This is a genomic window from Nocardia sp. NPDC047654 (assembly GCF_043205035.1).
GTDB lineage: Bacteria > Actinomycetota > Actinomycetes > Mycobacteriales > Mycobacteriaceae > Nocardia.
The window spans coordinates 639,411-652,988 of the sequence record NZ_JBIDDF010000001.1 but is presented as its reverse complement, the minus strand read 5'-3'; the positions used below and the strand labels follow the sequence as shown (position 1 = coordinate 652,988).

12 protein-coding genes and 1 tRNA gene are annotated in these 13,578 nt (G+C 68.8%); 2 read left to right on the top strand and 11 right to left on the bottom strand.

Going from position 1 to position 13,578, the window contains the following annotated elements:
• The first annotated feature begins 131 nt into the window (after positions 1-131).
• Positions 132-1,085 carry a helix-turn-helix transcriptional regulator gene (locus ACGF7Y_RS03045; RefSeq protein ID WP_393228626.1) on the top strand — a complete coding sequence of 318 codons (954 nt, stop codon included), beginning with the start codon at positions 132-134 and terminating at the stop codon, positions 1,083-1,085.
• Positions 1,086-1,143: 58 nt separating this feature from the next.
• On the opposite strand, the gene ACGF7Y_RS03040 is transcribed toward ACGF7Y_RS03045, so the two are convergent.
• From ACGF7Y_RS03040 to ACGF7Y_RS03005, 8 genes are all read right to left on the bottom strand, one after another.
• Positions 1,144-1,965: an RNA polymerase sigma factor SigF gene (locus ACGF7Y_RS03040; RefSeq protein ID WP_393228624.1), complete on the bottom strand. Its 822-nt coding sequence runs from the start codon at positions 1,963-1,965 to the stop codon at positions 1,144-1,146.
• 79 nt (positions 1,966-2,044) lie between these two features.
• Entirely contained in the window at positions 2,045-2,569 is a 525-nt protein-coding gene (locus ACGF7Y_RS03035) for an STAS domain-containing protein (protein WP_393228622.1), read from the bottom strand.
• Positions 2,570-2,720: 151 nt separating this feature from the next.
• Positions 2,721-3,374: a PAS and ANTAR domain-containing protein gene (locus ACGF7Y_RS03030; RefSeq protein WP_393228620.1), complete on the bottom strand. Its 654-nt coding sequence runs from the start codon at positions 3,372-3,374 to the stop codon at positions 2,721-2,723.
• 426 nt (positions 3,375-3,800) lie between these two features.
• Positions 3,801-4,802, bottom strand: a complete 1,002-nt coding sequence (locus ACGF7Y_RS03025) for a PfkB family carbohydrate kinase (RefSeq protein WP_393228618.1) — start codon at positions 4,800-4,802, stop codon at positions 3,801-3,803.
• Between the two features lie 520 nt (positions 4,803-5,322).
• The gene (locus ACGF7Y_RS03020) at positions 5,323-5,637 is read right to left on the bottom strand and encodes a cold shock domain-containing protein (RefSeq protein WP_393228616.1); all 315 of its coding nucleotides are present in this window, start codon (positions 5,635-5,637) and stop codon (positions 5,323-5,325) included.
• Between the two features lie 452 nt (positions 5,638-6,089).
• Positions 6,090-6,524 carry an Hsp20/alpha crystallin family protein gene (locus ACGF7Y_RS03015; RefSeq protein WP_393228614.1) on the bottom strand — a complete coding sequence of 145 codons (435 nt, stop codon included), beginning with the start codon at positions 6,522-6,524 and terminating at the stop codon, positions 6,090-6,092.
• A 376-nt stretch (positions 6,525-6,900) separates the two neighbouring features.
• Positions 6,901-6,976 (bottom strand) — tRNA-Gly (locus ACGF7Y_RS03010).
• Positions 6,977-7,047: 71 nt separating this feature from the next.
• On the bottom strand, positions 7,048-8,262 hold the full coding sequence (locus ACGF7Y_RS03005) for an MFS transporter (RefSeq protein WP_393228612.1): 1,215 nt from the start codon (positions 8,260-8,262) through the stop codon (positions 7,048-7,050).
• 93 nt (positions 8,263-8,355) lie between these two features.
• On the opposite strand from ACGF7Y_RS03005, the gene ACGF7Y_RS03000 reads away from it, so the two are divergent.
• Positions 8,356-8,685: a helix-turn-helix transcriptional regulator gene (locus ACGF7Y_RS03000; RefSeq protein ID WP_040868114.1), complete on the top strand. Its 330-nt coding sequence runs from the start codon at positions 8,356-8,358 to the stop codon at positions 8,683-8,685.
• 21 nt (positions 8,686-8,706) lie between these two features.
• Here ACGF7Y_RS03000 and ACGF7Y_RS02995 read toward each other — a convergent pair whose 3' ends face one another.
• From ACGF7Y_RS02995 to ACGF7Y_RS02985, 3 genes are all read right to left on the bottom strand, one after another.
• A complete protein-coding gene (locus ACGF7Y_RS02995; RefSeq protein ID WP_357463573.1) occupies positions 8,707-9,129 on the bottom strand; it encodes a hypothetical protein in 423 nt (140 codons plus the stop codon).
• Between the two features lie 144 nt (positions 9,130-9,273).
• On the bottom strand, positions 9,274-10,614 hold the full coding sequence (locus tag ACGF7Y_RS02990) for a M16 family metallopeptidase (RefSeq protein WP_393230903.1): 1,341 nt from the start codon (positions 10,612-10,614) through the stop codon (positions 9,274-9,276).
• Positions 10,615-10,652: 38 nt separating this feature from the next.
• On the bottom strand, positions 10,653-12,929 hold the full coding sequence (locus ACGF7Y_RS02985; RefSeq protein ID WP_393228609.1) for a polyribonucleotide nucleotidyltransferase: 2,277 nt from the start codon (positions 12,927-12,929) through the stop codon (positions 10,653-10,655).
• Positions 12,930-13,578: the final 649 nt, after the last annotated feature.

Sequence of the window (13,578 nt, the reverse complement as noted above, 5' to 3'; positions counted from 1 at the left end):
ACCGCAGCCGATGACCTGCCACCGAATGAAACGGTTGTGACCAGTCCGTACGCCGAGCAAAGTGGCTCGACAGACCCTTACGACGTGCCGGACGGGATGGCCGTATTCGAGAGAGCAGGAGCGTCGCATCGATGGAATCACTCACCTTCCACAGCGACAGTCTGGGTGCGACCGAGGACTTCCTCAATCTGAACTACACCAAGATGCGGATAGGCAACAGCACGGGGGTACCGGTCCGGACGAACATCACCCGGAACCTGCTCGGTCCGGTCAGCCTGGACGAACTCGAGTTGAGCTTCGACATGAAGTACGACGCCCAGCCGCTGGGCAAGATATGCCTGTGCCAGGTGACCACGGGGATGATCGAAGAGAACTATGTCGACGGCACCACCGCCTACTTCCAGGCGGGCGACATCGGGCTGCTCACGCCACCGGACCTGCCGTATTCCGGAGTGGTCCACCACGCCCGTTACAGCATCACGATGTTCGATCCCGCTCTGCTGAACCAAGTCGCGGCCTCGACCCCGGACCGCGACCTGGAACCGATCCGGCTGACAGGTCATCGGCCGGTCTCCCCGGCCGCCGCGCGGCACCTGTCGAATGTGCTCGAGCATATGCGCGGTCTCGCCGTCGACCGCACGGTGAGTGAACAACCGCTGGTCGCCTCCACTGCCGCGCAGTACCTCGCCGCCAGCGTGCTGCACGCCCTCCCCAGCACGGCACACGCCGATCCGACCGCGCGCGACCGCAACGACGCCCATCCCGAGACGGTGCGGCGCGCGCTGGCGTACCTCGAATCGCACGTCCGCGACGACATCACCGTCGCCGACATCGCCGCGGCCGCCTACGTCACCGTCCGCGCGCTGCAACTGGCGTTCCGTCGCCATCTCGACAGCACGCCCATGGCGTACCTGCGGCGCCTTCGGCTACGCGGGGCGCACGAACAACTGCGCGACTGCTCACCCGAGGACGGCCACACCGTGACCTCGATCGCCGCGGAGTGGGGCTTCGCCCATCCGGGACGATTCGCGACCGCCTACCGCGACGCGTACGGCCGATTCCCCCATACGACGCTTCAAGCGTGATCCCGCACGTCCTGGCCTGCGGCGATCCCGGCCGAGCGCGGCGCGGGGGCAGTCGCGATCAGTCGCGCAGAGCGCGCTCTCGGAGTTCGGCGAGCGTCCGCGACAAGACGCGCGAGATGTGCATCTGCGAGACGCCGAGCGCGGCGGCGATCTGGGCTTGCGTACATCCTTCGAAGAAACGCATGCGCAGTACGCGCCGCTCGCGTTCGGGCAGTTCGGCCAGCAACGGGGCGACCGCGAGCGCTTCGTCGGTCAGGTCGTAGGAGGGGTCCTCGTCGCCGAACGTCTCCGCGACCCGAACGGCGGCGCTGCCGGTGTCGTCGTCATCGATGACGGCGTCGATGGAGTTCGTGGAGTAGGCGTTACCGGCCAGCAGCGCTTGCGTGACCTCGGTCAGGTCGATGTTCAGCTCCACGGCGATCTCGAGCGCGGTGGGCATTCGTCCCAGACGTTGGGACAGCCGCTCCACGGCCGGGCCGATGGTCAGCTGGATCTCCTTGATCCGGCGCGGGACCCGCACCGCCCAGCTGTGGTCCCGGAAGTGGCGGCGCACCTCCCCCATGATCGTGGGGACCGCGAACGACAGGAACGACGGTCCCCGTCCCGGGTCGAAGCGGTCGACCGCGAGCACCAATCCCACGGCGGCGATCTGGTACAGATCGTCGTAATTCTCTCCGCGACCGACGAAGCGACGGGCGATATGCTCGGCCAGCGGCAGGCACCGGCGCATGATTTCTTCCCGCAGTCGCGGACGTCCGGGGTCGTTCTCGGCCATCGCGTGCAATTCCTCGAGCCACGGCTCGATTCCGTCGTAGCTGTCGGTTCCTCGCCGGGCCCGGCGGGGCGTGGCGGTCCTGTGGTTCGCGGTCGCCAGTGACATGAGCTTCCTCGATTCCCCTTTTCCAGCGGTCCACGCGCTCGTGCGATGGCCGACGAGGCGACGGTCGCCGAGTACCGCCCTACCGTTGCGTCAAGCGCTCGGGCGCGGTCTTGTTCGTATTTCGGATGGTCGAACGGTGTGAATGTGCGTTCCCGGTATGTGGCCGCTGCTCACCGTCCGTCCGCCCCGCCGCCTCGTCCGCCCGGGCGGCCGCGGATGACCCGCACACGCGCGGCTGGTCGATACCGTGCATCGCCGGCGCCGGGCACGCCAGGAGCGGCACGCTCTCCTGCACCGCCAGCAGGTCCAGGATACGCCGCACGGGCACCTCGTCCGGCACGGTCACGGCGACCGGTACGCCCGCTCGCGCACCCCATCCCGCCAGCCGCAGCACTACGCGCACACCCGCACAGGACAGAAAACGCACCTCGCACAGGTCGATGACCACCGGAAGAGGGTTCGGTATTGTGGCGCCGTATTTTTCGACGACCTCGGTCATCGACGTGAAGCATTCCTCGGCCGTCGCCGCATCGAGTTCACCGTGTACGACGAGGATCAGGCCGTCTCCGGTTCGGACGCCTTCCACGCCGTTCTGACAGGTCACGCGCACCTCCGGCGGCCGGATCGGCACAAGACCGCAACTTCGAGCCTGGCAGTGAGCGCCGGTGGTGTCAGTGCGATAGACGAAGTCTGTCGGGGCATCGGTCCGAAAAACGAAATGCCCCCCGGCGTTCCGGCTGCCGGTCGCTCGATGATCAATCGCGGGGTATGCGGTGGTGGACGGTGAGCAGGATGTGGTCGAACGCGGCGACCAGGTCCGGCGGTGGCGGCGGCACGAGGAGCAGCTCGGTGATCAACTGCTGGGCGAGCGCCCGCAGCTTGGTGTTGGTTTCCTGCGAACGCCAGCGCAGGACTTGGAACGCTTGCTCGGCGCTGATCTGATAGATGCGCATGAGCACACCCTTGGCCTGCTCGATCACGGCGCGGTTCTCGTAGATTCCGGGCAGCGTCGCGGCCAGCATGGCTTCGTGCGCCTCGGCGAGGGTGTCGGAGAGGTCGACGTAGAAGCCGGAAGTACCCACCGCGGTGCCCGTGTCGTCCAGGATCCGGTCGGCGACGACGAGCACGGTGTGTTCCTGGCCGGACAGGTCGATGAACCGATGCCTGCTCGAGAAGGGTTCGCCGTGATCGATGGCGCGTGTGATGGTCTCGGCCACGTGCGTGCGGTCGTCGGGGTGTTTGTGCGCGAGCAACAGCTCCGTGGTGGGCTCGATCTCGCCGGGCCGGTAGCCGTGCATGCGATAGACCTCCGCGGACCATTCCCACCGGCGGGTGGCGAACCAGAACCGGAAGCTTCCGACCGCGGGCTGTTCGGCCGGTGCCGAACCGGTGGGGGTCAAGACGGACATGCCGGGTTCCATATGCCGAGTCATGGATGCAGTGCCTCTCCGAGGTACAAGGGCTTGCGGCCGCAACGGGTCCGCGAACCGCTGCCATCCCTCGACGGGATCACGCGGACGCGGGCGCGTCGGGCCGAGATTCCGCTGTTGACTCAACGGCCGGCGCACGCGCACATCGTGGCGGCAACCGGGGACCCACGAGCCAGTATGTCATCCATGTCCCACCCGGGCGCGATAAGCCCGCAACAGCGCCCGGCAAACGAGCCCACCCAGGAATTCGTAATCCGCGGTAACCGCTTGGCATCCAGGACTTTCGAGCCCGGAAGACAGTGCCGACGCACGGCGTGACTCCCGATTGACCATCGGCGCGATCCGAGCCGTCGCGCCGGATCCGCGGTGTTCAGCAGGTCCCGAGCCCGAGTAGCGGGGCGAGTGTCACGTCCCCGGATCGCCCCAGGCGGCAGGCACTCCGGAAACCGTGGCCGGCTCCGATTCCGAGAACGCCGCGGCGGCACCGGAGCCGACAAACTCGGCCGCCGCGAGTACCGCGCGGCGCACCGCGCTTTCGGGTCCGCTGCCCGCGCCCAAGTGGGCTGCCGCGGCGACGGCGAAACTGTCGCCCGCACCGCAGGCGTCACTGCCGTCGGGCGCCTTGGCCGCGGCCGGAAGCGGGATGCGCAGACGTTTACCCGATGCGCGCAGGCACATCAGGGCGCCCTCCGATCCGAGGGTCACCGCGATCGCCTGCACGGCCCACCCTTTGGCGAGTTTCCACAGATCCGGTCCGTCATCGAGCCGACCGGACAGCAGGGCGAGCGCTTCCGCGCGACCCGGGGTGACCAGAGCCGCACCCGGGATCGGGACCGATCCGCGCGGATGGGGATCCCAGACGACCGGGACGTGAGCGGCGTGGGCGCGCAGCAGCGCGCGGATCTGCGGGTGGGTCGCGGTGCCGCGACCGTAGTCCGAGACCACCACGGCATGCGCCGCCGCGAGCGCGGCGTGCGCCGCCTCGGGCAGCAGGTCGGTGCCGAGTCGTCCCGTACCGGAATCGATCCTGGTGATCAGGACCGGCCGCCTGGGCTCCTTGGTCCTCGCGTGCCCGTTCGGGGCGGCCCACGGGCCGATCGCTCGCACGCGCTGCTTGCAGACCGTCGAACCGCGCAAGGGCAGCGCGATGACCCGGACGTGGCCGTCCAGCAGTCCGCGCAGCCGGACAGCCGCCTCGTCGGAGGCGAAGCCCGCGATGAGAACGACTTCTCGCTCTCCCGTCGCGGCGAGCCGGGCCGCCAGTCCCGCCCCACCGGGACGGAACGTCCGGTGTGCGACGTCGACGACAGGAGCCGCGGAATTCGGGCTGCACCGGTCGGCGCGACCGTCGACGTCGATGTCGAGCAGCGCGTCGCCGATCACGACGAGCGGATCGGCGGTCGCCATCAATCCCGCTCCAACGCGTCTTCCGACGCCGTGCACAGTCCGTGCCCGGGGGCGGTGCCTGTTGCGGGCGTGGGGGGCTGTGGCGGACCGGTATCCGCCCCTGTCCATCCGGCCCCGCTCAGCGGGCCGGCGTGCTCGGACACCATGGCGATCTTCACTGCGGGCTCCGTTCGCCGCGGACGACTGGGTCGAATAGCGCAGTAACCGATCGGGGCCTCACGGCGAAGCCCGCAGGTGCTGACATGCCCGGACCGATCTCGACGAAACATGCGAACCAGGAATCCCACCCAGGTCGCACCCTGGGCCCCGGATAGCACGAGGACATCCGTTCCGGCCCGTCGCAGCCCCGAGGAGGGCGCATCGACGCAACCGCTCGGCGGCGTTCGATGTGCTCGGGTTCGTGCGCCGATCCGTCCGCGTTGCGGCACGGCTACCGAACGATTGCCGGCCCGTACGCTGATCTGCGCGCGGCCATCGGCTGTACTCGAACGGACCTCCCGGGACGACGGATGGCGGGCGACTACCGTCCGGACGTACAGGGCCGTGGCGGGTAGGGACGTACCGTCGCCGCTTCGGGTCCGCGGTCGGTGATCGTGGTGGTGAAGACGACGGTTTGCCCCGGACCGAGGGTTTTGTATCCGCGGGTGTCGATGGCGCGGAAGTCGACGAACACCGGGCTCGTGCGGTCATCGGGCTCGAGATAGCCGAAGCCCTTCTCGGTGTTGAACCAGGCGACGGTGCCGTGACGCCATTCGGTGACCGTGGCGGGAACGACGGTCTCGCGATGCCGGCGTGGCGGCCGGGATCGAACCGGGGCATGCGTGGTGATTGTCATGGGAAAGCGTGTCGCGGGGATGGGGAGCTGCGGGCCCGGGACACCGGTGCCGGGCCCGCGTCGGAAGAGAGTGACGTGACGGTTCGATCGGTCCGGAGCATCACCTGCCTTTCGCTGTGCTCGTCTTTTCCGTTGACACCGACTGGATGCCTCTTCCCCCGCGGGGGTCCGCGCTCGCGCGGGTGCGGACGGTGCGCGGGGATTCGGCCGCGCGGGGCGGCCACTTCCGGGGAGCGCCGCAGCCCGGTCACCCCCTCGTGGGCAGAAGCCAGGCGCGGCGGCGTCGGCGGGCATCGCGCGGGAGCCAGAGCTTCACAAAGGATCTCGTCCACCTCGGCGAACAACACCTCGAGTTCGGCATCCAGCAGCGGTGGCCCGCAGACGTCATCCCGCATGTCGAGCATGGTCACGACCCTTCACCTCCTACCGGAACGTGCTGGGCCCCGCGGCGATCAGGCGTCGATCACCTGGTGGCCGTTACCGCGGGCGACCTCGATCTTGCGGGGTTTCGCCCGCTCGGCGACCGGGATTCGCAGCCGGAGTACGCCATCGGTGTACTCGGCGCCGATGCGCTCGGTGTCGAGTCCCTCTCCGAGGAATATCTGACGGCTGAACACTCCGCGGGTGCGCTCCGCGGCGATCATCTCCCGGCCGGAGTCCAATTCGGGGCGCTGTGCGCGCACGGTGAGGACATTGCGTTCCATGTCCAGGTCCAGGGAGGCGGGATCGATACCGGGTAGATCGAGTTCGACCACGAATTCCTCACCCTCGCGCCAAGCGTCGATCGGCATGACGGCCGGGTGTGCTGCCGTGCCGAGCACCTGTTGCGTGAACCGCTCCAGATCGCGGAACGGGTCGGTACGCATCAACATGGTCGCCACCTCCAACTCACTCCATCTACCTCGGTGTACCGAGATAACCTGTGTCGATTCAGATAGATTTCTTATAGCACCATCTAGAAATGGACGCAAGAGGTCGTGGTAGGCAACTTCGGAGTTCGCGGTACGACCGGTGAAGAAGCGGCGCCGTTTCACCCGCCGTCCATCGATGCCGGTAGTTTCCGGCTTCGGCATGACGCGCGGTTCCGGAGCAAGCCACGGGTGCTTTCGGGGCGCGATACCGGACCGCGCTCGTCGCTCACCGCACTACCGCGGTCGGTTCTGGGCGGGGAACGACGAGCGAGCCGGATGCGCTCGAATGACACCGGAACCTGGAATGACCTGCTCGTTCCGGATGGGTCCGGAAGCCGGTCGGGAGACTTCGTGGAGCGGATGACGGGATTCGAACCCGCGACCCTCACCTTGGCAAGGTGATGCGCTACCAGCTGCGCTACATCCGCATTCGCACCGCGGTGCCCGTGATGCGACACAGAACATTAGCGGACACTCATGGCAAAAAGCCAATCGCCGCTCATGCCCGCTGGACCCCCGCCCGGTCGCGGCGCAGTCCGAGACCGGCCGCGAGCAGGCAGGCGAGGGCGACCACTCCGACGAACCAGGGGAACACCATGCTCAGGCCCCAGGTGGTAGCCGCCCAACCGGCCAGGATGGTGGGCAGCGCCATCGCCGAGTAGGCGAGCAAGTAGTACGCCGACATCGTCTCGCCGCGCTTGTGGTGCGGCACGACCTCCGACAGGTGACGCAGCGATCCGCCGAAGCCGAGGCCGAAGGTCGCCCCCAGTGCGACGCCCGCGGCGAGCACGGCGATCCAGTTGTGCGTGGCCAGCGCGGGCACCGTCAGCAGGAGGGCCAGCGCCATGCCGGTGTCGCCGAGGATCGCGGCCCAACGGGCGGGCACGCCGGTAGCGAACAGTTGCACCGTGGCGCCGGAGAGCGCGGTCGAGGCGACGACGGCGCCGCCGAAGACCAGGTTGTGGATGCCGGTCTGCTGCGTGGCCAGCGAGGGGTACAGCGACAGCAGCACGCCCAGTACCGACCAGGCCGCCATCACGCCGATGGCGGAGAACCAGAAGTCGCCGCGAATCTCCTGCGGTACGGCGGGTTTCGCGATCCGGATACGTCCGGCCACCCGGGCCGAGTGCGGTTCGCGCAGCGCGAGCACTCCGGCGCCGATCGCCAGGCAGACGACGGTGATCACGACGTAAGGCGTGCGCAGCGGATGCGGTGCGTACTGCGCCAGCAGCGCCGAGCCCAGGATCGCCACCGCCATTCCCACGTTGAAGGCGACACCGCTGAGTTGCCCGGACCGCGCGCCGCGGTGCGGACGTAGATCCAGCAGCGCGGCGGCGCCCGCGACCACGGTCGAGCCGACCGCGATGCCGTGCAGCGCACGCGCCAGCAGCAGCATCGGGACGCTGTCGGCGAGCACGAAGACGAGCAGCCCGGCGACCATCGTGGCGAAAGCGCCGAGCAGCACCGGTTTCCGGCCGACGACGTCGGAAATCCGCCCGGACACCAGCACCGCGCCCAGGGCGGCCACCGCGTACACCGCGAACACGATGGTCGTGGTGAGCGGGGAGAGATGCCACTGCTTCTGATAGATGCCGTAGAGCGGCGCCGGAACGCCCGAAACCCCCAGCGCTACGCCACTGGCCGCCAGGACCAGGGCATAAGCCCAGGGCTGTGCGGTCTGCTCATCGACGGCCACCGCCATTGTCGCTGCCATCGGAACTCCGATCAGGTAAGTTTGATGATGATCGAACCGCAGTCGACGATACATCCAGTACGACGATCATCAAACCTGAGAGTGAGCCGGATCATGCCCGATGCGCGAGACGCGGACCAGCAGGCGCCCCCGGTGGCCGCGTTGCCCGCGGTGCTCAGCGCGCTGCAGGACCCGGTGCGCCTGGAGATGGTGCGCCGGCTCGGCAACGCGGGAACGGCGGTCCGCTGCGGCGCGCTCTACGAGGTGATCAACAAATCGACCGCCACCCACCATTTCAAGATCCTGCGTGACGCGGGTGTGATCGAGCGCTTGATCATCGACGGCCACACCTGCCAGCGCCTGCGCATCGACGACCTCGAGGCCGCCCTGCCGGGGCTGGTGCCGACGATCGTCGCGGCCGCCAATCGCGCCCGCGGGGACTGACCCTGCCGAGGCAGTGCGCGTTCAGCAGTTGTCGAAGCGCCACTGCCCGTCGATGAATGTCCAGGTCTTCGGCTTCGTGTCGTCCTGCCCCGCGCGGGCGTCGGAGTGCTCGACCGTGACCGTGCCGGTCGAGCCGGAGGTGGTGACGGTGATCCGCGCGGGCTCGGACTTCAGGTCCCGGCCGTCGTAGAGCTGCGCCATGGACGCCACGTAGTCGTCCTCGTTGAGCGTGAGCTTGCACCGCGCGGAACGGAACCGGTACGCGGCGGCGTAGTCGTGACTCGCCAGCGCGTCGGTCATCTTCGTGGCTTCCGCCCGGAGCGCGGACTCGGTCGGCTCGCCCGCCTTGCCCGCCTCCGCGTCCGTTCCGCCGCACCCGGACAGCACGAGGACGGGCAGCGATACCGTTACCAGCGCGCGAAGGGCACGGTTCGTTCGGTTCATCTCGACTCCTTGCCAGAGATCGCCGGATCCCATACCCGGACAATCGAGTTCAGCGCCCTCCAGCGGGGACCGAAGGCCGGGCGGCGGAAACAGTATCGCGGTAACGGATTCCCCGCCAAGCCGCGGACCCCTCGCTCGCGACGATCAGCTCGGCACCAGCCGCCGGACGGCGGCCGGTAGATCACGGGTGCGCTTGTACGGCCCGGCGACCGACGCGGCGAAGGGCCGCGCCAGCAACGTACGCGCGACGGCGGACACCTCCTCGGTGGTGACGGCGTCGATGCGGGCCAGGGTCTCCGACACGCTGCGGTGGTTGCCGTAGCTGAGTTCGCTGCGCCCCAGACGATTCATGCGCGAGGCGGAGTCCTCCAGGCCGAGCACGAGCCCACCGCGCAACGAGCCCTTGGCGCGTGCGCACTCGGCGTCGCTGATGCCGTCAGCGGCGACTTCCTCCAAGACGCCTCTGGCCAATGCCGCCACCTCGCCCAGGTTCTCCGGCTGGCAGCCGATGTAGACCGAGAACGCGCCGGTGTCGGCGAAGGTGTCGACGCTGGAATACACCGAGTAGGCCAGCCCGCGTTCTTCCCGGATACGTTGGAACAGACGCGAACTCAGCCCGCCACCGACCACGGTGTTCAGCACCGACAGCGGCCAGCGCCGCTCCCCTTCGTGCCGCCCGAAGGCACGCACGCCGAACGCCAGATGCGCCTGCTCGCTGTCGCGATGACTCCAGTGCAGCTGCGGAGCGCCGTGCGGCCGGAACCTGCCCTCGCGCCGCGGTGCGGGCGTCGCCGCAGGCTCGAGCCGGTTCTCGAAAGCACGGTGCACCAATTCCACGGTGTGGTCGTGTTCCACGTTGCCCGCGACCGCGATCACCATCCGGTCCGGCCGGTAACGCCGCAGGTGGAACGACCGCAGTTGCGCGGCCCGCATCCCCTCGATGGATTCGACGGAACCGATCACCGGGCGCCCGATCGGATGATCACCGAACAGCGCGGCCAGGAAGGAGTCACCGACCAGGTCCTCGGGGTCGTCGTCGCGCATGGCGATCTCCTCGAGCACCACCTGCCGCTCCACGTCCACGTCCGACGCCCGGCACAGACCGTTGAGCACCACGTCCGAGACCAGATCGACGGCCAGGGGCAGGTCCTCGTCCAAGACGTGCGCGTAGTAGCAGGTCTGCTCCTTCGCGGTGAATGCGTTGAGTTCGCCGCCGACCGCGTCCATCGCCTCGGCGATGTCCAGGGCCGAGCGCGTCGGCGTCGCCTTGAACAGCAGGTGCTCCAGGAAATGCGCGGCGCCCGCGACGGTGGGGCCTTCGTCGCGCGATCCGACGCCGACCCAGACGCCGACGGACGCCGAGCGGACCCCGGGCAGATGCTCGGTGACCACGCGCAATCCGCCGGGCAGCACGGTGCGCCGTACTCCGCTGTCCGAGTCCGCCCGCAGCTCGAGTGACGAACCCCCCTGCCCGGTGCTGAGCAGAGGGGTTGTCGTCTTCTTCTTCGTCACAGGGACAAGTACTACTCGGTCCCGGCCGAACCCGCATCGGCCGCGTCGTCGCCGGGCTCCTCGGTGTTCTCCTCGACCGGCACGAGCGAGATCTTGCCGCGGTTGTCGATGTCGGCGATCTCCACCCGCAGCTTGTCGCCGACGTTCACCACGTCCTCGACCTTGGCCACACGCTTGCCGTTGCCCAGCTTGGAGATGTGCACCAGACCGTCGCGGCCCGGCAGCAGCGAGACGAACGCGCCGAAGGCGGTGGTCTTGACGACCGTGCCGAGGAAGCGCTCGCCGACCTTCGGCAGCTGCGGGTTGGCGATGGCGTTGATCGCGTCGATCGCGGCCTGCGCCGATGGGCCGTCGGTCGCGCCGACGAACACGGTGCCGTCGTCCTCGATGGAGATGTTGGCGCCGGTCTCCTCGGTGATCTGGTTGATCACCTTGCCCTTGGGGCCGATCACCTCGCCGATCTTGTCGACCGGGATCTTGATCGCGGTGACGCGCGGCGCGTACGGGCTCATCTCGTCCGGGGTGGCGATGGCCTCGGCCATCACGTCCAGGATCGTGGCGCGCGCGTCGTGGGCCTGGCTCAGCGCGCCGGCCAGCACCTGCGAGGGGATGCCGTCCAGCTTGGTGTCCAGCTGCAGCGCGGTGACGAACTCGGGGGTGCCCGCGACCTTGAAGTCCATGTCGCCGAAGGCGTCCTCGGCGCCGAGGATGTCGGTCAGCGCGACGTAGCGGACCTCTTCCTCACCCTGATCGTTGGTGATGGTGTCCGAGACCAGGCCCATCGCGATACCGGCCACCGGCGCCTTCAGCGGCACGCCCGCGTTCAGCAGCGACAGGGTGGAGGCGCACACCGAGCCCATCGAGGTGGAGCCATTGGAACTCAGCGCCTCCGAGACCTGGCGGATGGCGTACGGGAACTCCTCCTGGCTGGGCAGCACCGGGATCAGCGCCCGCTCGGCCAGCGCGCCGTGGCCGATCTCGCGGCGCTTGGGCGAACCGACCCGGCCGGTCTCACCGGTGGAGAACGGCGGGAAGTTGTAGTGGTGCATGTAGCGCTTGCTGGTCTCCGGGCCGAGCGAGTCGACCTGCTGGGCCATCTTCACCATGTCCAGGGTGGTGACGCCCAGGATCTGGGTCTCACCGCGCTCGAACAGGGCCGAACCGTGCGCCCGGGGCACCACCGCGACCTCGGCGGACAGCGCGCGGATGTCGGCCAGGCCGCGACCGTCGATGCGGAAGCCGTCGGACAGGATCCGCTGACGCACCAGCTTCTTGGTGACCGAGCGGAACGCCGCGCCCAATTCCTTCTCGCGTCCGGCGAAGTCGTCGACGAGCCGCTCGAGCACGGCGAGCTTGATCTGGTCGATCTTCTCCTCGCGCTCCTGCTTGCCGGAGATGCTCAGCGCCTCGCTCAGCTCACGCTTGGCGGTACCCTCGACGGCCTCGTACACGTCCTGCCCGTACGGCGGGAAGAGCGGGAACTCCTCGGTGGGCTTGGCGGCCAGCTCGGCCAGGTCCTGCTGGGCGCGGCACAGGCGGGCGATGAACGGCTTGGCGGCCTCGAGGCCCTCCGCGACCACGGCCTCGGTCGGCGCCTGCGCACCGCCCTCGACCAGCGCGATGACGTTCTCCGTCGCCTCCGCCTCGACCATCATGATCGCGACGTCGCCGGAGTCGACCACCCGGCCCGCGACGACCATGTCGAACACGGCGCCCTCGAGCTGCTCGGTGGTCGGGAAGGCGACCCACTGGCCCTCGATCAGCGCCACGCGTACGCCGCCGACCGGGCCGGAGAACGGCAGGCCCGCGATCTGGGTGGACGCGGACGCGGCGTTGATCGCCACCACGTCGTAGAGGTCCTTCGGGTCCAGGCTCAGCACCGTGACCACGACCTGGATCTCGTTACGCAGGCCGTCGACGAACGACGGGCGCAGCGGCCGGTCGATCAGGCGGCAGGTCAGGATCGCGTCGGTGGAGGGACGGCCCTCACGGCGGAAGAACGATCCCGGGATGCGACCCGCGGCGTACATCCGCTCCTCGACGTCGACCGTCAGCGGGAAGAAGTCGAACTGGTCCTTGGGCTGCTTGCCCGCGGTGGTGGCCGACAGCAGCATGGTCTCGTCGTCCAGGTAGGCGGCGACCGAGCCTGCGGCCTGCCGGGCGAGGCGTCCGGTCTCGAACCGGATGGTGCGGGTGCCGTAGCTGCCGTTGTCGATCAGCGCGACGGATTCGTAAACGCCCGGTTCGACCTCGACGGCGGTGCTCTTGCGTTCAGTTGTTTCGGTCATTCTTCTCTCTCAACCTCTCGTCTTCGCCGGCTCGAGCGCACGGTGGCGCGATCCGGCTGTCGTCAGCCGTACCGGGTACGGACGCGCGGCAACCCTCCTGGCTGCGACGCGCGCACCCGGCCGAATCCCCTTGGAGACGGCGACGCGGAGGCGGTCATCGATCGAAGCCCGACGGCGTCAACTCGCTGCCGATAGGCCACTACCGAAGACCGACGCCACGCGGGCGGGTGCATACGGCTGTGCAATGTTGTCGTGCGCAGGGGGGCGATCCACCCCTATACACAAATAGCCAACGGAGCGATTGTACGTCTCCCCGTCGGCTGAACCAGCGACCGCCTCGGGCACTCCGTGTCGGACCGCCTGTTACCACCACCGCGGTTCACGAGCGCCCGGACCCGATCCCTGAGAGTCGACAGAAGCCCGCGTTCCTCGCGGTCGCCGATCGCGGCTCCGCGGAAAATCGCATCTGATCCGCGAACGGCTCCTGCCGTCGGCACACTGGGCACGCCCTGGCCCGGCAGGCGGGTCCGGACTCACCCACCAACTGAAACGCGCAAGTCGAATCACGGCAGCCATAACGGGCGAACCGCCGCAGGAGCGCGCGCCGTTCACGGCCCGGCTCGAGTCGAGGGATCGCTGCGTTCGCGAC